Consider the following 21,278-nt stretch of genomic DNA (forward strand, 5'->3'; position numbering starts at 1 on the left):
AGTGACTTCAGTGGATCACCGCAGCGCGGAGGAGATCGGCCGGACCGCGGCCGGGCCGCGCCCGGTCCCGCCGCTGGGCGAGCAGAAGGCGGCCGCCGATCTGTCCCATGTGGACACCGTGCTGGCCAACGGCCTGCGCGTGCTCGCGGTGCGCAAGGCGACCGTGCCGCTGGTCGAACTCCGGATGTGGATTCCCTTCGGGGGCACCGATCGGCTGCATCCGGCGACCGCCGAGGTGCTCGCCGAGACCATGCTCACCGGCACCGCCCGGCGCGACCGGATCGCGATCGACACCGAGCTCGCGCTGATCGGCGGCGAGCTGGGCACCGTCGTCGACCCGGAGCGGCTCGCGTTGAGCGGCAGCGCGCTGTCGGGCGGCCTGCCCACCCTGCTGGACGTGCTCGGTGACGTGCTCACCTCGGCGTCCTATGTGGACACCGAGGTGGCGCGGGAGTCGGCGCGGCTGATCGAGCGGCTGGCGATCGCGCGCACCCAGCCCCGCACGATCGCCCGGGAAGCCCTGCAGAAGCACCGCTACGGCGATCATCCGGCGACCCGCGAGGTGCCCGAGCCCGACGACGTGGCCCAGGTCGATCCGGAGCGGGTCCGGCGGCTGCACGCGGATTCGGTGCTGCCGCGCGGTTCGATCCTGGTGCTCGTCGGTGACGTGGACCCGGAGCGGGCCGTCGCGGACGTCGAGCGGGCGCTCGGCGGCTGGGCGTCCGACCGGGCCGCCACCCCGCTGCCGGAACTGCCCGTGCTGCCCGGCGGCGACCTGCTGCTGGTGCCGCGGGCCGGTGCGGTGCAGTCGCAGATCCGGCTGTCGGCGCAGACGCTGCCGCGGACCGATCCGCGGTACCCGGCGCTGCAACTGGCGAACCTGGCGTTCGGCGGGTACTTCTCCTCGCGGCTGGTGGAGAACATCCGCGAGGACAAGGGATACACCTACAGCGCGCATTCCGGGTTCGAGTTCAGCGACGGCAGCGCCGTGGTGAACGTGGACGCGGACACCGCGAACGAGGTGACCGCGGCCGCGCTGCTGGAGACCCGGTACGAACTCGGGCGGCTCGGCCTGGTGCCGCCGACCGAGGAGGAGGTGGAATCGGTGCGGCAGTACGCGATCGGCTCGCTGCTCATCGGGACCTCCTCGCAGGCCGGGCTGGCCAGCCAGCTCTCGGCGCTGTCGGCGTACGGCCTCGGCGCGGAATGGCTGGCCGAGCACCCGGCCCGGCTGGCCCGGGTCACCCGCGACGAGGTGGCCGCGGCCGCGCTGGAGTTCTTCGCGCCCAGCAAGTTCACCGGGGTCGTGATCGGGGACGCCGACGTCCTCGCGCCGCAACTGACCGCGCTCGGCGGGGTGCGCGTGGGGGAGCCCGGCACGCGATGAGCACGCCGTTTCGGCTCGGCGCCCTGCCGACGCTTTCGCGGTCCACTGTGGACCGTCAGGAAACCTTGCGCACCAACCCCGAACGGCTGCACGCGCGCTGGCCGGACGCCCGCGTCGTGCTGCTCTCGGACGAGGGCCGCACCCCGGTCCGCCGGGGAGAGGACGCGCTCGCGACCCGCAAGGCGCTGAGCTTCGGCGACGCCCCGCCCGAGGACGCGGTGTTCCTCGGGCAGTGGCAGGACACCGACTACTGGACCCTGCCGGGCGATCCCGGGGGCGCGGGCGAAACCGTGCGGATCCGCGGGAGCTGGGGCTTCTGGGAGGAGGCGCCCGAGGTCGACGGCGAGGTGTGGGTCGAGCTGCGCGGGCACGGCGACCTGCTCGACGACACCTCGGCGGGCCTGTTCACCACCGCCCAGGCACTGCGCAACTGGCGCCGCGGCGCGCGGTTCTGCACGCGCTGCGGTGGCGCCACCGAACTCGTCCAGTTCGGCTGGGCGTCGAAGTGCGTGCAGTGCGGCCGCGAGGAGTACCCGCGGACCGATCCGGCGGTGATCTGCCTGGTGCACGACGACGTCGGCGTGAACGGCGAGCACGTCCTGCTGGCCCGGCAGCCGATCTGGCCGGAGAACCGGTTCTCGATCCTCGCCGGGTTCGTCGAGGCGGGCGAATCGCTGGAAGGCTGCGTCGTGCGGGAGATCCGCGAGGAGGTCGGCGTCGAGGTCCGGGATGCCCGGTACCTGGGCAGCCAGCCGTGGCCGTTCCCGCGGTCGATCATGCTCGGGTTCGCCGCCCGCGCCGACGCGGGAGCGCCGCTGCGCCCCGCCGACGGGGAGATCGAGCAGGCGCACTGGGTTTCGCGTGCGGAGGTCCGCGCGGCCTTCGAGAACAGCCAGCTGCGTTCCGGCGACGCGGTGCCCACCCCGATCGGCGGCGGCGCGGCGAACCTGATCCTGCCCGGCAACTCCTCGATCGCCCGCGTGATGCTGGAAGCCTGGTCCCGCGCGGAACCCTGATGGGTCGTGAGTGTTCAGACCGGTTCTAACCGGCCTAGCCGCTCACGACCCCCAGAACCCGGTTCCCCTGCCCGTGCTGGGGCAGGTGGGGTCAACGCACGTACCGGAACCGCCAACCTGCCCGGGCCGGGCGGGTTGACCGTTGGCGCGCGTGTGCTGGCGGTTCCGGTACGGGCGTGTGAGACGGGAGACGATAAGGCGCGAGCCCCGGCGACTCGGCGCCAAGAGTGTCGTCCCGCGCGGAACCCTAGAGCAGGGCGCCCAGGGGCAGGATGAGGGCGATGGCGACCACGGAGATCACCGTCTCCATGATCGACCAGCTCTTCAGCGTCTGGCCCACGGAAAGGCCGAAGTACTCCTTCACCAGCCAGAAACCGGCGTCGTTGACGTGCGAGAAGAACAGCGAGCCCGCGCCGATCGCCAGCACCAGCAACGCGCTGTGCGTCGGGTCCAGGGTCGCCGCCAGCGGCGCCACGATGCCCGCGGCGGACACCGTCGCCACGGTCGCGGAGCCGGTCGCCAGCCGGATCGCCACGGCGACCAGCCAGCCCAGCAGCAGCGGCGAGAAGTTCGCCCCGGTCGCCAGCCGGGTGATCACGTCCCCGACGCCCGCGTCCACCAGGGTCTGCTTGAAACCGCCGCCCGCGCCGACGATCAGCAGGATCCCGGCGATCGGCCCCAGCGCGGAGGAAAGCGTGTCCGACAACCGGTTCCGGTCGAAACCGGCGGCGCGGCCCAGGGTGAACAGGCCGAGCAGCACCGCGGCCAGCAGCGCGACGAGCGGGTCGCCGATGAAGTCGAGCACGCGGCGGAGGTGACTTTCCTTGGCCAGCAGGATGTCCGAGAGCGCCTTGGCCAGCATGAGGACCACCGGCAGCAGCACGGTGGCCACTGTGGACAGAAAGCCGGGCTGCCGGTCGCGCTTTTCCGATCGGCCCTCCGGGACCAGGTGCGCGGGCGGGGTCGCGTGCGGCACCATCCGGGCGGCGACCCGGCCGAACAGCGGGCCCGCGATGATCACCGTCGGCACCGCGACCAGCACGCCGAGCGCCAGCGTGATGCCGATGTTCGCGTTGAGCGCCCCGGCCGCGGCCAGCGGGCCCGGATGCGGCGGGACCAGCCCGTGCAGCACCGACAGCCCGGCCAGCGCCGGAATTCCCAGCAGCAGCAACGGTTGCCCGCTGCGCTTGGCCACCAGCAGCACCACCGGGATGAGCAGCACCAGCCCGATCTCGAAGAACATCGGCAACCCGAGCAGCGCGGCCACCAGGGCCATCGCCCAGGGCAGCGTCCGGCGGCCCGCGCGGTTCAGGATCGTGTCCACGATCTGTTCCGCGCCACCGGAATCGGCGAGCAACTTGCCGAGCATCGCGCCCAGCGCGATCAGCACCCCGACCGACGCGACCGTCGACCCCACGCCGTTGGTGAAGCTCTTGATCAGCTTGTCCACCGGCATCCCGGCGACCAGGCCGAGCAGCCCGGAACTCAGGATCAGCGCGAGCAGCGGGTGCAGTTTGAGCCGGGTGATCAGGACGACGATGAGCGCGATCGCGAGGACGGTCGCACCGATCAACCGGGTGTCGTGCCCGGTCCAGCCGGCGGCGATGACGGTCATGGACGCTCCTTCCGAAACGCGATGAGCGCGGTCCGCACCAACTCGTCCGCCGGGCGGGTGATGTCCACGGTGATCCCGGATTCGTCGTCCCGCAGCGGTTGCAGGGTGGCGAGCTGGGAGTCCAAAAGGGACACCGGCATGAAGTGCCCGGACCGGGTCTTCATCCGTTCGGCGAGCAGATCGCGGGGCCCGTCCAGGTGCAGGAACCAGACGCGGCCCCCGGAGCGCAGGATGTCGCGGTAACTCCGCTTCAGCGCCGACGAGGTGACCACGCCGCCGGTCTCCTGGTGGGCGGCGATCCAGTCGGCGATGGCGTGCAGCCACGGCCGGCGGTCCTCGTCGGTCAGGGCCACGCCCGAACTCATCTTGGCGATGTTCGAGGCCGGGTGGAACGAGTCCGCCTCGGCGTATTCCACGCCCAGTTCCGCCGCGAGGGACGTGCCGACCGTGGTCTTGCCCGATCCGGACACACCCATCACCACGATGACGGTCATGGCTCCTCCTGACCTCGATGTCGCCGCAGAGTCAAACTCAAAAGTACTACTTAATCAAGAACAGGTACTACTTAATCGAATAAGGGGTATAGGGTCGGTGAGGTGGCAGACGGCAGGCACGAGCAGGTGCTGGACGCCCTGGGGACCACCATCGCCTGCGGCGACCTCCCGCCGGGCTCGGTGTTGCGGCTGGAGGAACTCCAGGCGCGGTTCGGGGTTTCCCGCACGGTCGCGCGCGAGGTGGTCCGGACCCTGGAGGCCATGCGGCTGACCAGCAGCCGGCGCCGCGTGGGCGTCACCGTGCAGGACCCGATCGAGTGGAATCACTACGACCCGCGGCTGATCCGCTGGCAGCTCGACGGCGCCGGGCGGCAGGCCGCGCTGCGCACGCTCACCGAACTGCGCTCGGCGGTGGAACCGAGCGCGGCGCGGTTCGCCGCGTTGCGGGCCACCCCGGAGGAGCGCGGGCAGCTCCGGGCGCTGGCGGCCCGGCTGGAGGGCACGGCGCGGGCCCGGGATCTGCAGACCTTCCTCAGCCACGACATCGCCTTCCATCATCTGGTGCTCGGCGCGTCTCGCAACCCGATGTTCGCCCAGCTCTCGGCCGTGGTCGCCGAGGTGCTCACCGGCCGCACCGGCCACGGGCTGATGCCCGACGAACCGCAACCGGAGGCGGTCGCGCTGCACGTCGAGGTGGCCGCCTCGATCGACGCGGGCGACGGGGACCGGGCCGAGCGGGCGATGCGGGACATCGTGGTGCAGGCACGCGACGAGATGGCCGCGCTGTTCGAGTAACCTCCCCGCAGAGACCATCGACTTGGGGAGCCACGGTGAGCGCGGCACGCGCGATCGGACTGTTGCTGGGGGTGGCCGCGGACGGGGTGATCGGCGACCCGAAACGGGGTCGTCCGGTGGCCGGAATCGCCCGCGTGGCCCGTGTCCTGGAGAGCAAACTGCCCGCCGACCGGCGGCTGGCCGGTGCGGTGCACGCGGGCGGCCTCGCCGGGGGCGCGGTGCTCCTCGGCGTGGCCGCCGAACGGCTGGGCCGCCGCGGCCCGGTGTCGCAGGCGCTCGCCACCGCGGTGACCACCTGGGCCGTCCTCGGCGGGGCCGGGCTGGCGCAGGACGGCACCGCGCTGGCCCGCGACCTGGAGGAAGGCGAGCTCCAGCAGGCGCGCGAGACCCTGGCCCACCTCGATCCGCGCACCACCGATTCGCTGGACCTGCGCGCGCTGTCCCGCGCCTCGGTCGAGGCGGTCGCGCAGAACACCTCGGACGTCGTGGTCGCGCCGCTGTTCTGGGGCGCGGTCGCCGGGGCGCCGGGGTTGATCGGCGCGCGCACGGTCAGCCTGCTGCGGCGGCTGCTCGGGCACCGCTCCCGGCCGTTCGGCTGGTTCGCGGCCCGGCTGGACGACGTGGTCAGCCTGGCGCCGACCCGGTTCGCCGCCCTGCTCACCACGATCGCCGCGCCGGTGGTCGGCGGTTCGGCCGGGGGCGCCTGGCGGGCGTGGCGCCGGGACACGATCGCCCACCCGGCCCCGAACGAGGGCCGGGTGGAAGCCGCCTTCGCCGGGGCGCTGGAGATCCGGCTCGGCGGGCGGACCGTCTACCCGCACGGCGTGGAGGAGCTGCCGGTCCTCGGCGACGGCCGCAACCCCGACGCCGGCCACGTGACCCGCGCGGTCGAACTGTCCCGGGTGGTCGGCTGGCTGGCCGGGGCGAGCACGGCCGTCCTGGCCACCCTCACCGCCCTCCGCCGCCGCTGACCCCGCGAGTCGCACACTCAGCCAAGCGAGTCGCACACTCGGGTAAGCGAACTACACACTCGGGTAAGCGAATTGCACGCTCGGGTAAGCGAGTTGCACATTGAGGTTTCTCGATGGGCTTCTCGGATAGTGCTCGGGGGCACCCAATGCGGCGTTGGGCGCGCAGTCCCCCGTTTCGGACGTGCGAGTTCCCCATTTCGGTAGGCGAGTTCCACACCCGGGCACCGGCGAGCACGGTGCGAAGCCGCATACCGAGGAAACCTCAATGTGTAACTCGCGTGCGGGAATGTGTAGTTCGCGTGCCCGAGTGTGTATTTCGGGTGCCGGGGCGTGGAACTCAGGTGCGGACTTGGTGGTCTTCGGCGGCTTCGTCTTCGGCGAGGATCTGGGCCACCGACTTCCGGCGCTCGCGGGAGGGTTTCGGGGACGTCAGCGCCCCGCCCGGTTTGAGTTCGCGCACGGTGAAGTACAACCAGCCCAGGATCGCCATGGTCCCGAAGGCGATCCACTGCAGCGCGTAGGAGAAGAAGGGGCCCGAGTCCGTCTGCGGCAGCGGCAGCGCGCCGAGCACGCCCGGCTGGCCGTCGTCGAGCTGGAAGTAGCCGGGCCGGATGCCCAGCCCGCTGGCCCGGGCGACCACCCGCGAATCCACGGTGTAGCTGTGCAGCTTCCCGTCGGTGGACTCGTCGGCGAAGGCGTCCCGGTTCTTCGGGTCGTTCTCGTCGACCCGGATGCGGGCGACCAGCGGAACCTCCCCGGCCGGGGGCGCCGCGTACGGCGGCACCCGGGTCCGGGAATCCGGGCGCACGTAACCCCGGTCGACCAGGATCACCTGGCCGCCGGTGGTGCGGAACGGGGTGAGCACCTCGAACGCCGGTTCGCCCTGCACGGTCCGCAGCCGCGCGACGACCTCACCCTGGGGCAGGTAGCTGCCGGTCACCGTCACGCGGTCCCACTGCGTGCTCCCGTCCGGCGCGACCCCCGGGGGCAGCACCTCGGCGAGCGGCCGCGGCTGCGCGGTGAAGGACGCCTGCAAGGCGGCGTTCTGCGCCGACCGCTCGTCGTCCCGGCGGAACTGCCAGGGCGCGAGCAGCGTGTAGCACGCGATGGCGAACGTGAACACCACCAGCGTGAGCGCCAGCCAGCTCGGCCGGAGCAGGAACTTCAACCGCACCCCTCAACGGTAGGCCGTCCCGCGAACCCGCGTCACAGAGCCCCGCGCGCGGCCGACAGCGCCTGCCCGGCGTACGAGCCGCCGAACACCGCCGCGTGCACCAGGATCGGGAAGAGCTGGTGCAGTCCGGTCCGGTCCCGCCAGCCCGCGGCGAGCGGCGTGCCCGCGTCCGCCGCGGCTTCGGCGTAGGCCCCGAGGATGCGGGCCACGTGCGGGGTGCCGAACAGCTGGAGCATCGCGAGATCGCCCTCGCGGTGACCGCCGTGCGCGGCCGGGTCGATCAGCCACACCCGGCCGTCACCGGCCCAGTGCACGTTGCCGCTCCACGCGTCGCCGTGCAGGCGCGCGGGCGGTTCCGGCGGTCCGGCCAGCTCCGGCAGCCGCGCGCACAGCTCGTCGAAGACGGCCACCTCTTCCGTGCCGAACAGGCCCTGGTCGGCGCACATTCGCACGTACGGCTCGATCCGGTGTGCCGCGTAGAACTCCGCCCAGTCGCCGCACGGCTCGTTGCGCATCGGGGCCAGGCCCATCCACGCGTCGGCCGGGCCACCGGGCGGCGGGCAGCCGAAGGCGGGCGCACCGCGCCGGTGCAGCGCGGCCAGGCCGCGGCCGAACTCCTCGGCGGCGGCCCGGGTGGACGGTCCGGCGGGCACGTACTGCAGCACCAGCCACTCGTCGTCCCGCGTGTGCACCCGGGGGACCGGCACGTCACCGTGCTCGCCGAGCCAGCGCAGCCCGGCTGCCTCGGCGGCGGTCGCCCCCGCACCGGCGCCCCGCTTGGCGATCACCACGTCGTGGTCGGCGAGCGTCACCAGGAACACCGAGCCACCGGCCTGGCGGACCCCGGAGACCGGCACGCCGCGCAGGCGTTCGACGGCCTCCTTCGCGTTCATCGGTGCTCGCGAACCCAGTCGAGCAGGCCGGGCACGGCTCGTTCGATCATGCCGAGCACCTCGTCGAAACCCTGCTCACCGCCGTAGTACGGATCCGGGATCTCCGCCTCCGGCGGCGCGGAGGGGTCGAACTCGCGCAGCAGCCGCACCCGGTCCGGGTCGCCGGTCAGCCGCCGCAGCGTGCGCCGGTGCCCGAGATCGGCGGCGAGCAGCAGGTCGGCCTTCAGGTGCTCGTCGCCGACCTGTGCGGCGACGTGGTCGCCGCGGTAGCCGTGCGCGTCCAGCGTCGCGCGGGCGCGGGAATCGGCGGGCTCACCGACGTGCCACGGGCCGGTGCCCGCGCTGGTGACCCGCACCTCGTCGCCGAGCCCGGCCCGGTGCAGGTGCTCGCGCACCACGAGCGCGGCCATCGGCGATCGGCAGATGTTGCCGGAGCAGACGAAACACAGATGCATCGCCGACGAACCTAACCGCAGACCGAGACGACCGCGCGGTCGAGTGCCCGTTCGTGCAGGCGGTCGAGGTGCCGCCGCAGATCGGTCACCCGCACCGCGACCGGCAGCCGGTGCGCGCAGCCCTCGCTCGCCCGGGTCGCCACGGTGTCGGCCAGCTCGGCCAGCAGTTCGGCGTTGAGCCGGTCGATCACCGGGCGGACCTCGGTGGGCAGATCGGGTTTGGTGGTCGGCGCCTGGTCGGGGTGGGCCGTCCACCAGGCGAACAACCCGTACTGGACGACCTTGGACGCCTCGATCTGGTCGCGGAAGAAAGTGACCGTGGCGTCCGGGTCCAGGCCCAGTTCGACGGCCTTGGCCCGGGCCATGTCCAGGACCTGCTGTTCCCGCGCCGGATCGGTGATCGGCTGGTCGGGGAACTTGGCCGCGGCGACCTTGTCGGCCACCAGCACCCGCCGCGCGGCCGAATCGGTGAGCGGCAGGAGCGAACCGCGCGCCGGGGACGCCGACGCGGGGGCGGCGGTGACCACGGAGACGGTCAAGGCGGCGAGGGCGCCCGCGAGCAACGACCGAAGCTGCATGTCGCCCGAGCGTACATGCGAGGATTCTCGGCATGCCCGTTGTGTCCGACGTGATCGCCGCCCTGGAAACCGCCTACCCGCCCGAACTCGCCGAGTCGTGGGACGCGGTCGGCCTGGTGTGCGGTGATCCGGCCGAGCCCGTCGACCGCGTCCTGGTGTGCGTGGACCCGGTGCGGGCCACCGTCGAGGAGGCGATCGAACGCGGCGCCCAGCTCGTCGTCGCGCACCACCCGCTGCTGCTGCGCGGGGTGCACGGCGTCGGCGCGGACACCGCCAAGGGCGGCCTGGTGCACCGGCTCATCCGGGCCGGGGTGGCGCTCTACTGCGCCCACACCAACGCCGATTCGGCGCGGCCCGGGGTGTCCGACGCGCTGGCGTCGGCGCTGGGCCTGAACATGCTGCGCCCGCTCCAGCCGCACGCGCCGGAGGCCGAGACCGGCATCGGGCGGATCGGTGAGCTGGCCGAACCCGAGCCGTTCGCCGAGTTCGTCGGCCGGGTCGCCGCGGCCCTGCCGAAGACCACGCCGGGCGTGCTCGGCGCCGGGGACCCGGACCGTCTGATTAGGACGGTCGCGGTGTCCGGCGGGGCCGGGGACGGCTACCTCGCCGCGGCGACGGGCGCCGGGGCGGACGCGTTCGTGACCGCCGATCTGCGCCACCACCCGGCCGGGGAGCACCTGGAGGCGCCGGGCCGGGTGCCCGCCCTGGTCGGCGTGACGCACTGGGCCAGCGAGTGGCCGTGGTGCGAGCAAGCCTCGGACGTCATCGCGGCCGCGCTGGGCGGTACCGTCGATGTTCACGTCTCGACGCGGTGCACCGATCCGTGGAACTTGAGAGCAAGCTAGTTAAGGGGAACGCTCAGTGAAGGCAGAGCCAGCCGTACAGCGTCAGATGCTCGAGCTCGCGAAGGTGGACGCGGACCTGTCCAGGGTCGAGCACCGGCGCCGCAACCTCCCCGAGCTGGCGGAGATCGCCGAGGTGGAGAAGACGCTGCGGGAGCGGCGGGACGCGCTGGTCGCGGTGGAGACCTCGGGCTCGGACCTGGACCGGGAGATCGCCCGGCAGGAGAAGGAGATCGAATCGGTCCGGGCGCGCGAGGACCGCGACCGCAAGCTGCTGGCGTCCGGGACGATCTCGGCCAAGCAGCTGACCGACGTCGAGCACGAGTTGGAGACGCTGCAGCGGCGGCAGACCGCGCTGGAGGACGACCTGCTCGAGCTGATGGAGCGCCGGGAGGCGATCGAACTCGACGCGCAGCGCACCGGGGCCGAGGTCGACAAGGCCGAGCAGACCCTCGCCGACGCCGCGAAGCGCCGGGACGAGGCGGTCGCCGATCTGGACGCGACCCAGGCCCGCCGGGACGCCGACCGGGCGAACCTGCTCCCGCGGTTCCCGGACGACCTGCTCAAGCTCTACGAGCGGGTCCGCGCGCACAAGGGGATCGGCGCGGCGCTGCTGCGGTCCCGCCGGTGCGGGGCGTGCCAGCTCGACATCGACCGCAACGCGATCGCCGAGATCAAGGCGGCCCCGGAGGACGAGGTCATCCAGTGCGAGAACTGCGGGGCGATCCTGGTGCGCACGCTGGAGTCCGGCCTGTGAACGTCGTCGTGGAGGCCGACGGGGGTTCGCGGGGCAACCCCGGGCCCGCGGGGTACGGCGCGGTGGTGAAGGACGCGGCGACCGGTGAGGTGCTCGCCGAGCGGCAGGACGCGCTCGGCGTCGCGACGAACAACGTGGCCGAGTACTCCGGCCTGATCGCCGGGCTGCGCGCGGCCGCGGAACTGGGTGCGTCCACTGTGGACGTCCGGATGGACTCCAAGCTCGTCGTGGAGCAGATGTCCGGGCGGTGGAAGATCAAGCACGCGGCGCTGCAGCCGCTCGCGCAGGAGGCTCGCGAGCTCGCGGCGGGGTTCGGCCGGGTCCGGTACGAGTGGATCCCGCGCGCCGAGAACGCGCATGCCGACCGGCTGGCGAACCAGGCGATGGACGCGGCCGCGAAGGGGACGGAGGCGCCCAAGGCGCTGGATCGCAGCTCCCCGGCGCGCTGGACCGGCGCCCAGGGCACGCCGACCAAACTGCTGCTGCTGCGGCACGGCCAGACCGAGATGTCGGTGGAGCGCCGGTACTCGGGCCGGGGCGACGTCCCGTTGACCGAGCACGGGCGGGAGCAGGTGGCCGCGGCGGCGAAGCGCCTGGCCGGGATGGACGGCCTGCTGGCCGATGGCGTGGCCGCGCCGATCGTGGCGTCGCCGCTGCTGCGGACCAAGCAGACCGCGCAGGCGGTGGCCGACGCGCTCGGCGGGCGGGTGCGGACGCATCCCGGGCTGCTGGAGACGGACTTCGGCGAATGGGAGGGGCTGACCTTCGCCGAGGCGGCCCGGCGGGATCCCAAGCTGCACCGCGCGTGGCTCGGCGACATCTCGGTGGCCGCGCCCGGCGGGGAGAGCTTCGAGGCCGTGCACCGGCGGGTGCGCGCGGCCCGCGACGAGCTTCTCGAGGAGTTCGCGGGGCAGACCGTCATCGTGGTCAGCCACGTCACCCCGATCAAGTCGCTGCTCCGGCTGGGCCTCGACGCGGGCCCGTCGTTGCTGTTCCGCCTGCACCTGGACCTGGCGTCGCTGTCGATCGTCGAGTTCTACCCCGACGGGAACGCGTCGGTCCGGTTGGTGAACGACATCTCGCACCTCGCCTGAACCTCGCTTGACCGGTTTCATGAGGGGACCCCTCCAGACAAAATTTGTCTGGAGGGGTCCCCTCATGAAAAGGGGGCGGCTACCGGGTCAGGCGTGCACGGGTTCGGGGGTGGCGGCGCCTCGGGCCAGGTCGGCTTCCTTCGCGCGGATGATCGGCAGGACGTTCTTCCCGAAGTACTCGACGTCCTCGAGGTAGTGCAGGAAACCGAGCAGCAGCAGGTTCGCGCCGCGCTTCTTGTACTCGATCGCGCGGTCGGCGATCTGCTCCGGCGTGCCGATCAGCCCGGTGCGGAAACCGTCGTTGTACTGGACCAGATCGGCGAACTCGGAATCCGCCCACATCCCCTTCTGGTCCGAAGTGGACTTACCGGCCTGCTTGACCGCCGAGCGGAACCCTTCGACCGCCTCGACGTTGGCCTTGGCGACGATCTCCCGCAGCACGTCCTTCGCCTCGGCCTCGGTTTCGCGGGCGATCACGAAACCGTTGAGCCCGAAGCGAACCGCGTGCTCGTTCTCCGCCGCGTAGCCGCGAACCTCCTCGACCTGCTCGCTGAACCCGTCGAAATCCTTGCCGTTGCTGAAGTACCAGTCCGACACCCGCCCGGCGAGCTTGCGGGCGGCCGTGGAGTTGCCGCCCTGGAACACCTCCGGATGCGGGCGTCCCTCGGACGCCACGGGCTTGGGTTTGATGTCGAAATCGTGGATCCGGTAGAAGTCGCCGGTGAACTCGGCGTGGTCGTTCGTCCAGAGTTCCTTGAGCACCCGGATGAACTCCTCCGAACGCCGGTAGCGCTCGTCGTGCTCCAGCCACGGCTCGCCGAGGCCGGTGAACTCGCCTTTGAACCAGCCGCTCACCACGTTCACCGCGGCCCGCCCGCCGGAGAGCACGTCCGCGCTCGCGACGAACTTCGCCAGCACCCCGGGATGCCACAGCCCGGGGTGGATCGCCGCGATGACCTTCAGCCGCTGGGTCGCGAGCAGCAGCGCGAGGCTGAACCCGGTCGACTCGTGCTGGTAGGCGGCGCCGTAGCTGGCCGTGTAGCGCACCTGGGACAGCGCGTACTCGAAGCCGTTGTTCTCGGCGAGCACCGCGAGGTCCCGGTTGTAGTCGTAACCCCAGTCGGTGCGCTGCTCGATGTCGCTGGTGACCAGCCCGCCGCTGACGTTGGGCACCCAGTAGGCGAACTTCAGCGGTTCGTGCAGACCGGATTGATCCTGTGTGGACACACTGACTCCAAGGAAAACGTGGTTGCGGGGGCGACGGCGCGAGTACAACAGCGGCTCGCCGGGAGGGGCAACGCCCGTCCACGGCGTGGGAACGACTACCCTGGAAAGGCGGACGAGTTGGCAGGGCGGTCGCGAGATCGTGCCGGAAGGCGCGGTTTCGAGGAAAGTCCGGACTCCGCAGGGCAGGGTGGTTGTTAACGGCAACCCGGGGCGACCCGCGGGACAGTGCCACAGAAAACAGACCGCCTCGCGCGCGAGCGCGGGGTAAGGGTGAAACGGTGGTGTAAGAGACCACCAGCATCCCGGGTGACCGGGATGGCTCGGTAAACCCCACCCGGAGCAAGGCCAAGAGGACGCCGTGTTCGCACGGCGTCTGCGCAGGCGTTCGAGGACGGCCCGTCCGAGCCTGCGGGTAGGCCGCTAGAGCCTGCCGGTGACGGCAGGCCGAGATGGATGGCCGCCCACCGCGGCGTGTGCCGCGGGGACAGGATCCGGCTTACATGCCAACTCGCCCGCCTCCTCTTCCGGCACAGAGGTTTCCGGGTTGTCTACTGCGCGGTAGGGTCCCGGGTCATGGAGCAGGCTTCCGAACTCGCCGCCCGCGCGCACAAGGCCCTCAACGCCCTGCATTCGATGATCTACTTCGTGCCGGAGGCCGAGCAGTTCCTGACCGAGGCGGGTCTGCGGCCGGGGCGCATGGGGTACTTCGCCAGCCGTGCGGCGCCGTGCGGGGCGGTCGGCCCGGGCACGGTCGCGGCGACCTTCTACAACTTCAACCCGGATCTCGTCGCCAAGTACATCCCGCGGGCGTGGACCCTGGCCAGCCCGGACCGGGTGGTGGAGGCGCGGTTCGAGGCGGTCGACGCGGCGCTGCGCAGACTGCTCGGCGACGAGGTGGTCGCGTCCGCCGAACTCGCCGAGGCCGCCGAACTGGCCCGCGCGGCCACCGCCGGTTGCTCCGGGGACGGGCGGCCGCTGTACGCCGGGCACGCCGATCTCGACTGGCCCGACGAACCGCACCTGGTGCTCTGGCACGCGATCTCCCTGCTGCGCGAGCACCGCGGCGACGGCCACATCGCCGCCCTGGTCGTCCACGGCCTCGGCGGGCTCGCCGCGCTGGTCTCGCACACCGCGACCGGTCAGGGTTTCCTGCCCGCGGCGGCCAAGGAGACCCGCGGCTGGTCCGACGAGCAGTGGGACGCCGCGGTCGCCGCGCTGCGGGAAGACGGGATCCTGGATGCCGCGGGCGCGCTCACCGAACGGGGCGTCGCGCTGCGCGAGCGGGTCGAGGAGGCGACCAACGCCGCGGCCGCCGACCCCTGGCGGCACCTGGGCGCGGAGAAGGCGGACCGGTTGATCACCCTCGGCAAGGGGCTCAGCCGCCGGGTCGTCGAGGCGGGCGCCTTCCCCGACGGAATCTTCGCGTCCTCCCGGTGACCTCTCCGGATGGGCCGTGCCGATCGGGGGAGCGGTTTCGGCCGACCGGAATACGTTTCGCGAACGGTGAAATCGCTGTTTGGTTTTGGAGAATGTGAAAGCAGTTCAATGACGGGAGACGTGGCCCTACCGCGCGGTAGGATTTGCGCTGGCAACGAGTTTGGGCGGGATGATCACGGCTCGGGGTGGGCCGTCGAGGCGATCGTGCGTCCGGCCGGAATTCCTGCCGTCATACCGCAAGATCTTGGAATAGAATTCATGTTCGGGCTTTCTTGGTGGAATCTTGTGCGGCCGCAGAACCACCGTTCCGGGGCATTGTCACGGAGGGTGGCGAAAAATCGGGCAAAACACCCCATTCTGTTACTCGGCGCGCTCGATCGGCTGTTACGGCGGACGAGAACTCCCGTCACCGCACCTGTCACACAGCGGACGCGCGGTCTGCCGCCATCCGGGGCATGGAAGACTGTGCGCGCTACCGCCGGTCGGGAGTCGCTCCCACCCAGAGTGATCAAGATCCACGCGAGTGAGTGAGTCCACTAGCACACTACGAAATCCGGGTGGTCGGGGTTAATCCTTGGCCGGTTGGCAACGATGATGGAGACCACGAGTTTCAGTGAGATTGGCCGTAATGTGCGTCCGGCGGATGAGCCCACTTCAACAGAACGCGCTTTGACCGCTACAACTCGTAACGTCATGATGTTGTAGGGACGGCGCAGTATGTTCTGGAACGACCGTGGGGCCCGCGGCGCGGGGCCCCACCTGACCACGCTCCTCGCACCCGGGAGTACGCGATGACCATGTTGACGCTTGTGCAGGACCTGGCACAGGGCGAGATCAAGACCAAGGGCGTCCGAGACTGGATGCTCGAGAACATCATCCCGCTGGTGTTGCTCGCCGTCGCGCTGTTGCTGCTGTGGCTGGGTGGCGGCAAGGGCGACAACGCCGGGGTGATGCGCCGCCTGGCCGGCGTGGTGATCGCGCTGGCGATCATCGGCCTGGCGGTCAGCGGCCTCGGGGTGAACGTCGGCGAATGGATCGCCGGCCTGTTCACCGGCTGAAGCCGGAGACGACCGGCAGTGCGCATTCGAACCGATGACGAGGTTTACCGGGTCGATGCCGTCTGGCTCGGCCCGCCCAAGGCCACGTTCCCCTGGCGGGCCCGTTACGTCGCCTGGGGCGTCGGCATCCCGGTGTTCCTGATCGTCCTGACCGTCGAGCGCCAGCTCGGCCTGGGATTCGGGTTCTTCACCACCGCGTGGGCCTTCGTCGCGACGATCTTGATCACCCGGTTGATCACGGCCAAGATCAGCCACGAGCGGCCGCTCGGCGCGGTCATGGCCATGTGGGTGCGGGAGCTGCACACGCCGCGGGAGCGCACCAGCGCGACCGGCGGCGCGGTCAGCGCGAGCAAGATCCGGGTGCGCGCGCAGCGCCCGCGGCCGAAGAACCGCCGGGGCAGGCGCGGCGGACAACAGAACATGGCAAGGCAGGCACCACGAGCGCGCCGTAGCCGCACCGCGGTACCGGCGGGGAGGTAGTCGTTGTTCGGTCGCGGCGCACGCCGGAAGAACCGGGAACAGGACCTGTCCCCGGGGGCCGCCCCCTGGCTCCCGCAGCAGGCCCGATCCATGCCGGCGCCCCCGAAGCAGCCGGGAAGAGGCCGTCGCCTGCCCGGCGAGCAGGCGATCCCCAGCTACACGCCGTCGATCGCGGCGCGCAGCATCGACGGGCACCTGCTGCGCACCGGGCACGAGGTGTACGCCTGGTACCGGCTCGCGCCGCAGCGCTGGTCCTTTCGTTCGGACTCGCAGCGCCGTGACCTGATCGCGGCGATCGCCGGGCAGTACGCGGAACTGCAGGGCCGCTGGCTGCACCTGCGCGTGACCACCCGCCCGTACCCGATCCGCATGTGGGCCGAGGCGCACGTGCACAACGCGCTGGGCCGGCCCGCCGACACCCCGGGCGCGCTGTCCTTCGACGACTACCTGATCGGCGAGCAGCAGCAGCTGATGGGCCGCTCGATGGCGGAGAAGGAGGTCTACATCGGGGTCCAGGTGCAGACCCGCCGGATGATGGACCGCGCCGTCGAACGCGCCGCCCCGGTGCTGCGCAAGATCCTGCCCGAGGCCGTCGACGCCGAGCTGACCGCGCTGGACTCCGAGGTCGAGCACCTCGACCAGGTGATCGGCTCGGCCGGGCTGGACGGCCGCCCGGTGCACGCCGAGGAGATGTCCTGGCTGATGCACCGGTCCTGCTCGCTCGGCCTGCCCGCGCCGCGGAACATGCCCGCGGTGCCCGGCGCGGCCTGGGAGCCGGAAGACCTGGCCAGTTTCACCGACGCCGCCGACTTCCACTCCGAGCCGTACGCGCCGACGGTCACCGTGCGCGGGCGCACCGGTTCCAACGCCGGGGTTTCGCGGCACGTCGCGATCCTGACCGTCGGGCAGATGCACGGCCTGCAGATCCCCGAGGTCGACGATCCGTGGGTGCAGCACGCCGACCGGCTGCCCGCGTCGGTCGAATGGTCCGCGCGGATCTACGTGCGCCGCCCGGAAGAGGTCGCCGGGGAGTTGCAGCGCCAGATGAACAAGGTGCGCTCGCAGGTCAAGCACTACACCGACGAGCACGAGCTGGAGCCCCCGCAATCGCTTGCGCGCCAGGCGACCCGGGTGCTCGAGATCGACGACGAGATGACCTCGGGCTTCACCGCGCTGGCCACCCGGGTCCGCTCCTGGTGGCGGCTGGCGGTGTCCGGCCCGACCGAGCGGGACGCGCTGCGCCTGGCCCAGCAGTTGCTCGACCTGTACAAGCCGAAGATCGCCATCGAGCACCCGGAAGCGCAGTACGCGATGGCGCGCGAGTTCATCCCGGGCGAACCGCTGGCCTCGGCCGCGTACATGCGCCGCGGTTCGGTGGTGTGGGCGGCGGCCTCGGTGCCCACCGCGACCGCCGAGGTCGGCGACCGGCGCGGCATCCTGCTCGGCGAGACCTGCACGGCGACCCGGCGCCCGGTGGCCTGGGACCCGTGGATGGCGCAGGAGATCCGGGACGGTTCCGGGCTCACCGCGATGGTCGCCGGGCTCGGCGGCGGCAAGTCGTTCCTCGGTGGCGGCATCGTCTACAAGACGCTGCGGGCCGGGGCGCACTGGACGATCCTCGACCCGTCCGGCCCGCTGTCGCGGCTGTGCGACCTGCCGGAGATCCGGCCGTACGCGCGGCCGATCAACCTGCTCAACGCCCAGCCCGGCATCCTCAACCCGTACCGCGTGGTCGCCGAGCCGCTGCTCGAGCACTTCATGGACGAGGACGATCCGGAACGCGCGTGGCGCCGCGAGAAGGCGCTGGCCGGGGCGACCCGGCGGCGGCTCGTGCTCGACGTGCTCACCGGGGTGCTGCCCTACGAGGTGGCCCGCATGGCGCAGAGCCGGATCGTGCTGCTGCGCGCGGTGCGCGCGGTCGGCGGCCGGTTCGACGCCGACCCCGGGCAGGTGATCGACGCGCTGCGGCGGGATTCCAGCGAGCACCACGAGCACGCGGTGGTGGTCGCCGACTTCCTGGACGAGATGCGCGAGCGGATGTCCCTGCTCATCCCGGAAACCGACGCCGACCCGTACGCCGAGACGCGCGACGACCGGATGACCGTGCTGACCATGGCCGGGCTGACCCTGCCCAAGGACGGCGTCGGCCGCGAGCACTGGACCGACGCCGAGGCGCTCGGCGTCGAGATGCTGAACCTGGCCGCGTGGCTGACCCAGCGCTCGGTCTACGAGAAGCCGAAGGACCTGCGCAAGGGCGTCTGGATCGACGAGGCGTTCTTCCTGTCCGAGGTGCCGACCGGCCGGGTGCTGATGAACCGGTTCGCGCGCGACTCGCGGAAGTGGAACGTCCGGGTGCTGCTGTCGTCCCAGATCCCCGCGGACTTCCTGAAGATCCAGGGTTTCGTCGCGCTGCTGGACTCGGTGTTCGTCGGCCGCCTGGACGACGACGATGCCCAGGCGGACGCGTTGCGGTTGCTCAAGGTGCCGGTCGGCGTCGGCTACGAGCAGGTCGTCGCCGCGCTGGGGCGGCGGCCGGGCGCCCAGCGCAGCGGCCTGGAGCGCGACCGGGAGCCGCGGCAGTTCATCTTCGGCGACGGCGCCGGGGGCGTGGAGCGGATCCGGGTGGACTTCTCCGGGCCGCATCTGGAGCACCTGCGCAACGCCATGGACACCACGCCGGGTTCGGTGCCGGAGGCGCGCAGCGCCCCGCCGACGCCGCCGGAGGACCCGCAGCCGTACGTGCCGACGCCGCCGGACGACGAAGAGCTGGAACAGGACCTGGAACTGGCCGCCGAGCTGGAGGTCGGGCTGACCGAAGAACAGGTGCTCACCGAAGCCGCCGAAGCGTCCAACGGAAAGCACGAGGAGCGCGCCCCCAGCGGGGCCGGTGGTAAGGGAAAAAGTAGTGGCACCGGCAGGGACGCGGCATGACCGTGCTTACCCTGCTGGGCGTGTTGTCCGTCGCCGGGGGATGGCACGTGCTACGCCACAACCGAACCCGGCGCGATGCGGTGAAGGGGCGAAAAAGACCGGGCAAGCTCGCGACCATGGTCATGGTCGTGCTGGTGCTCGGCCTGCAGGCGGTGGCCACCGCCCCGGCGGCGTCCGCGGCGGCCTGCGGTGAGGCCCCCAATCCGGAGCGGCCCGGCTCCGGCATGGTCGGGGCGCTGGACCCGCCGCGCCAGCACGGTCTGAACGGCAGCGCGTACCTGGACTACAGCTACGCCGGGATGGTCTGGAACGTCTTCGAGACCAACTGCGGCCCGCTGGCCGGGATCACCGACCCCAACTCGACGATCGACACGTGGGCCGGGAACCAGCTGTTCAACATCGGCAAGAACATCGTCGGCGCCACCAACTCGCTGCACTACACCGTGATGGAAGGCGGGCTGCTCAACCCGATCTACAGCGCGGTGAAGTCCGGGGCGGAGAAGGTCTACAACAACATCTACGGCCAGCTTTTCGGCCTGGCCGCGCTGTTGCTGGCGATCTTCATGTTCCGCAACATCTGGCGCGGGGACCTGTCCGCGGTCAGCAAACGCGCGCTGTACGCGCTCGCCGGGGTCTGGCTCGCGGCGTCCTCGTTCGCGATGCTGCGGTACTTCGATCCGATCGACAAGGCGATCGTGCAGACGACGACCAACATCCAGGCCGGGTTCATCGACAGCTCGGGCGACACGATCGCGCACGAGGTGCTGCCCACCGAACTGCACAACAAGGTCGTCTACGACAACTGGCTCCGGGGTGAGTTCGGGGCGCCGGACGCGGCGCAGGCGCAGCAGTTCGGCCGCCCGCTGCTGGACGCGCAGGCGTTCACCTGGACCCAGATGAACAACGACGAGGACGCGAACCAGGCGGTCGTGGACGGCAAGAAGGCCGCCTTCAAGAACATCTCGACCCAGCTCGGCCCGGCGACCGGGTACTTCACCGGGGAGGACGGCAGCCGCACCGGCGCCGGTTTCCTGTCGCTGGCCCAGAGCCTGGTCTACGCGCTGTTCCAGTTGCTGGCCAAGGCTTCGGTGCTGCTGGCCCAGGTGCTGATCCGGTTGCTGACCCTGACCGCCCCGCTGCTCGGCCTGGTCGCCCTGCTGCACCACGACATCCTGCGCCGGGTGGCCAAGGTGGTCGGCGCGGTCGCGTTCAACCTGATCGTGCTGTCGGTGCTCGCCGGGATCCACGCCTTGCTGCTCAAGGCGATCTTCGACGCGGGCAACTCGCTGTCGATGCTGGTGCAGATGGCGATGGCCGGTCTGGTCACCATCCTGCTCTTCCTGGTCGGGCGCCCGGTACGGCGGTTGTGGCAGATGGTGGAGATGTCGGTCAGCATGGTCGGCGCGTCCATCCCGTCGCCCAGCGGCGGCCTGTTCTCCAAGTTCCGGCGCAAGCAGGGGCCGACGCCGCAGGACGAGTTCTGGCAGAAGATGCGGGATTCGGACGAGGCCATCGAGGGCGAGGCGCGCGGCCCGATCGGCGCGACCGCCGGTGGCGGCCGGTTCCGGCCCGAGGCGACCGTGTTCGCCAGCGCGCAACGCCTCGACGGCGGCGGCGCCGCGCGTCCGGCGGCGGCCTGGTCCGGGGCGCCGTGGCCGGGTGGCGCGGGCGCGGTGTCCGGCGGGGCCCTGCCCGCGGGTGGCGGCCCGAGCGTGCTGTCCGGGTTCGCCTCCGACGGCCGGGAGGGCGGCGACTACGTGCTCGCCGGTGGTGGCCCGCCGGGTGGCGGGCGGACCGACGGGGCCCAGGTGCCGCCGCAGAGCCGCCGGGTCGACACCTCGCCGGTGTTCGATCGCCGCTGGGGCGACGAGCCCGAACCGGTCGTGGTGCCGTCGCGGATGGGGTCGGTGGGGACCGAGGCGCCGCCGGCCTGGACCGTCCCGGCCACCCCGCGGCCGCGCCGGGTCGAACCCGAGGTGGTGGCCGGGAAACCGGTGTTCACGCTGTACCGGCCCTCGCGCGGGATCGAGGTGCGGGAAGACCTGCGCGACACGGATCGGGTGGTGAGGTGAGT

19 protein-coding genes and 1 other RNA gene are annotated in these 21,278 nt (G+C 71.7%); 13 read left to right on the forward strand and 7 right to left on the reverse strand.

Annotation, left to right across the window (positions count from 1 at the left end):
• Nucleotide 1: 1 nt before the first annotated feature.
• Both FXO23_RS15910 and nudC read left to right on the forward strand, forming a co-directional pair.
• Nucleotides 2-1,387, forward strand: coding sequence for a M16 family metallopeptidase (locus FXO23_RS15910; RefSeq protein ID WP_158885481.1), 1,386 nt, complete (start codon nucleotides 2-4; stop codon nucleotides 1,385-1,387).
• Complete coding sequence (gene nudC / locus FXO23_RS15915; RefSeq protein ID WP_158885483.1) at nucleotides 1,384-2,403, forward strand: NAD(+) diphosphatase; 1,020 nt, start codon at nucleotides 1,384-1,386, stop codon at nucleotides 2,401-2,403. Before FXO23_RS15910 ends, nudC begins: the two co-directional genes overlap by 4 nt.
• 247 nt (nucleotides 2,404-2,650) lie before the next feature.
• Here nudC and FXO23_RS15920 read toward each other — a convergent pair whose 3' ends face one another.
• The gene (locus tag FXO23_RS15920) at nucleotides 2,651-4,018 is read right to left on the reverse strand and encodes a GntT/GntP/DsdX family permease (RefSeq protein ID WP_158885485.1); all 1,368 of its coding nucleotides are present in this window, start codon (nucleotides 4,016-4,018) and stop codon (nucleotides 2,651-2,653) included.
• Nucleotides 4,015-4,512, reverse strand: a complete 498-nt coding sequence (locus FXO23_RS15925; RefSeq protein WP_158885487.1) for a gluconokinase — start codon at nucleotides 4,510-4,512, stop codon at nucleotides 4,015-4,017. The genes FXO23_RS15920 and FXO23_RS15925 overlap by 4 nt, the downstream gene beginning before the upstream one ends.
• Before the next feature lie 126 nt (nucleotides 4,513-4,638).
• On the opposite strand from FXO23_RS15925, the gene FXO23_RS15930 reads away from it, so the two are divergent.
• On the forward strand, nucleotides 4,639-5,307 hold the full coding sequence (locus FXO23_RS15930) for a FadR/GntR family transcriptional regulator (RefSeq protein ID WP_158885629.1): 669 nt from the start codon (nucleotides 4,639-4,641) through the stop codon (nucleotides 5,305-5,307).
• A 35-nt stretch (nucleotides 5,308-5,342) separates the two neighbouring features.
• Nucleotides 5,343-6,278 carry a cobalamin biosynthesis protein CobD/CbiB gene (locus FXO23_RS15935; RefSeq protein WP_158885489.1) on the forward strand — a complete coding sequence of 312 codons (936 nt, stop codon included), beginning with the start codon at nucleotides 5,343-5,345 and terminating at the stop codon, nucleotides 6,276-6,278.
• Nucleotides 6,279-6,615: 337 nt separating this feature from the next.
• Here the strand turns inward: FXO23_RS15935 and FXO23_RS15940 are convergent, their stop codons facing one another.
• Genes FXO23_RS15940 through FXO23_RS15955 form a run of 4 tightly spaced genes read right to left on the reverse strand, consistent with a single transcriptional unit; the run spans nucleotide 6,616 to nucleotide 9,378 of the window.
• Nucleotides 6,616-7,452, reverse strand: a complete 837-nt coding sequence (locus tag FXO23_RS15940; RefSeq protein ID WP_158885491.1) for an SURF1 family cytochrome oxidase biogenesis protein — start codon at nucleotides 7,450-7,452, stop codon at nucleotides 6,616-6,618.
• A 32-nt stretch (nucleotides 7,453-7,484) separates the two neighbouring features.
• Nucleotides 7,485-8,345 carry a fructosamine kinase family protein gene (locus FXO23_RS15945; protein ID WP_158885493.1) on the reverse strand — a complete coding sequence of 287 codons (861 nt, stop codon included), beginning with the start codon at nucleotides 8,343-8,345 and terminating at the stop codon, nucleotides 7,485-7,487.
• Nucleotides 8,342-8,800, reverse strand: a complete 459-nt coding sequence (locus FXO23_RS15950; RefSeq protein WP_158885495.1) for a low molecular weight protein-tyrosine-phosphatase — start codon at nucleotides 8,798-8,800, stop codon at nucleotides 8,342-8,344. Before FXO23_RS15950 ends, FXO23_RS15945 begins: the two co-directional genes overlap by 4 nt.
• An 11-nt stretch (nucleotides 8,801-8,811) precedes the next feature.
• Entirely contained in the window at nucleotides 8,812-9,378 is a 567-nt protein-coding gene (locus tag FXO23_RS15955; protein WP_158885497.1) for a chorismate mutase, read from the reverse strand.
• Between the two features lie 32 nt (nucleotides 9,379-9,410).
• On the opposite strand from FXO23_RS15955, the gene FXO23_RS15960 reads away from it, so the two are divergent.
• From FXO23_RS15960 to FXO23_RS15970, 3 genes are read left to right on the forward strand one after another with little or no spacing between them, the layout of a single operon-like run.
• On the forward strand, nucleotides 9,411-10,223 hold the full coding sequence (locus FXO23_RS15960) for a Nif3-like dinuclear metal center hexameric protein (protein ID WP_158885499.1): 813 nt from the start codon (nucleotides 9,411-9,413) through the stop codon (nucleotides 10,221-10,223).
• A 16-nt stretch (nucleotides 10,224-10,239) separates the two neighbouring features.
• The gene (locus tag FXO23_RS15965; RefSeq protein ID WP_158885501.1) at nucleotides 10,240-10,977 is read left to right on the forward strand and encodes a zinc ribbon domain-containing protein; all 738 of its coding nucleotides are present in this window, start codon (nucleotides 10,240-10,242) and stop codon (nucleotides 10,975-10,977) included.
• The gene (locus tag FXO23_RS15970; RefSeq protein WP_158885503.1) at nucleotides 10,974-12,071 is read left to right on the forward strand and encodes a bifunctional RNase H/acid phosphatase; all 1,098 of its coding nucleotides are present in this window, start codon (nucleotides 10,974-10,976) and stop codon (nucleotides 12,069-12,071) included. The genes FXO23_RS15965 and FXO23_RS15970 overlap by 4 nt, the downstream gene beginning before the upstream one ends.
• Before the next feature lie 87 nt (nucleotides 12,072-12,158).
• On the opposite strand, the gene sfnG is transcribed toward FXO23_RS15970, so the two are convergent.
• A complete protein-coding gene (sfnG, locus tag FXO23_RS15975) occupies nucleotides 12,159-13,298 on the reverse strand; it encodes a dimethylsulfone monooxygenase SfnG (protein WP_158885505.1) in 1,140 nt (379 codons plus the stop codon).
• 113 nt (nucleotides 13,299-13,411) lie between these two features.
• On the opposite strand from sfnG, the gene rnpB reads away from it, so the two are divergent.
• The 6 genes from rnpB to FXO23_RS16005 all read left to right on the forward strand — a co-directional run bounded on the left by rnpB (nucleotide 13,412) and on the right by FXO23_RS16005 (nucleotide 21,276).
• Nucleotides 13,412-13,813: RNase P RNA component class A (rnpB, locus tag FXO23_RS15980), an RNA gene on the forward strand.
• A 58-nt stretch (nucleotides 13,814-13,871) separates the two neighbouring features.
• Entirely contained in the window at nucleotides 13,872-14,735 is an 864-nt protein-coding gene (locus tag FXO23_RS15985; RefSeq protein ID WP_158885507.1) for an SCO6745 family protein, read from the forward strand.
• A 791-nt stretch (nucleotides 14,736-15,526) separates the two neighbouring features.
• Entirely contained in the window at nucleotides 15,527-15,793 is a 267-nt protein-coding gene (locus FXO23_RS15990; RefSeq protein WP_158885509.1) for a hypothetical protein, read from the forward strand.
• Between the two features lie 18 nt (nucleotides 15,794-15,811).
• Entirely contained in the window at nucleotides 15,812-16,273 is a 462-nt protein-coding gene (locus tag FXO23_RS15995) for a hypothetical protein (RefSeq protein ID WP_158885511.1), read from the forward strand.
• A 3-nt stretch (nucleotides 16,274-16,276) separates the two neighbouring features.
• A complete protein-coding gene (locus FXO23_RS16000) occupies nucleotides 16,277-19,204 on the forward strand; it encodes an ATP-binding protein (RefSeq protein WP_246257314.1) in 2,928 nt (975 codons plus the stop codon).
• Entirely contained in the window at nucleotides 19,201-21,276 is a 2,076-nt protein-coding gene (locus FXO23_RS16005) for a magnesium transporter (RefSeq protein WP_158885513.1), read from the forward strand. Before FXO23_RS16000 ends, FXO23_RS16005 begins: the two co-directional genes overlap by 4 nt.
• The last annotated feature ends 2 nt before the right edge of the window (nucleotides 21,277-21,278 follow it).

The sequence above is a fragment of the Amycolatopsis anabasis genome (genome assembly GCF_009765355.1).
GTDB lineage: Bacteria > Actinomycetota > Actinomycetes > Mycobacteriales > Pseudonocardiaceae > Amycolatopsis > Amycolatopsis anabasis.

Excerpts from the sequence above, each read along its gene's own strand:
- nudC (WP_158885483.1), top strand. The coding sequence starts at position 1,384 with ATGAGCACGCCGTTTCGGCTCGGCGCCCTGCCGACGCTTTCGCGGTCC.
- FXO23_RS15920 (WP_158885485.1), bottom strand. The coding sequence starts at position 4,018 with ATGACCGTCATCGCCGCCGGCTGGACCGGGCACGACACCCGGTTGATC.
- FXO23_RS15925 (WP_158885487.1), bottom strand. The coding sequence starts at position 4,512 with ATGACCGTCATCGTGGTGATGGGTGTGTCCGGATCGGGCAAGACCACG.
- FXO23_RS15945 (WP_158885493.1), bottom strand. The coding sequence starts at position 8,345 with ATGAACGCGAAGGAGGCCGTCGAACGCCTGCGCGGCGTGCCGGTCTCC.
- FXO23_RS15950 (WP_158885495.1), bottom strand. The coding sequence starts at position 8,800 with ATGCATCTGTGTTTCGTCTGCTCCGGCAACATCTGCCGATCGCCGATG.
- FXO23_RS15955 (WP_158885497.1), bottom strand. The coding sequence starts at position 9,378 with ATGCAGCTTCGGTCGTTGCTCGCGGGCGCCCTCGCCGCCTTGACCGTC.
- FXO23_RS15960 (WP_158885499.1), top strand. The coding sequence starts at position 9,411 with ATGCCCGTTGTGTCCGACGTGATCGCCGCCCTGGAAACCGCCTACCCG.
- FXO23_RS15985 (WP_158885507.1), top strand. The coding sequence starts at position 13,872 with ATGGAGCAGGCTTCCGAACTCGCCGCCCGCGCGCACAAGGCCCTCAAC.
- FXO23_RS15990 (WP_158885509.1), top strand. The coding sequence starts at position 15,527 with ATGACCATGTTGACGCTTGTGCAGGACCTGGCACAGGGCGAGATCAAG.
- FXO23_RS16005 (WP_158885513.1), top strand. The coding sequence starts at position 19,201 with ATGACCGTGCTTACCCTGCTGGGCGTGTTGTCCGTCGCCGGGGGATGG.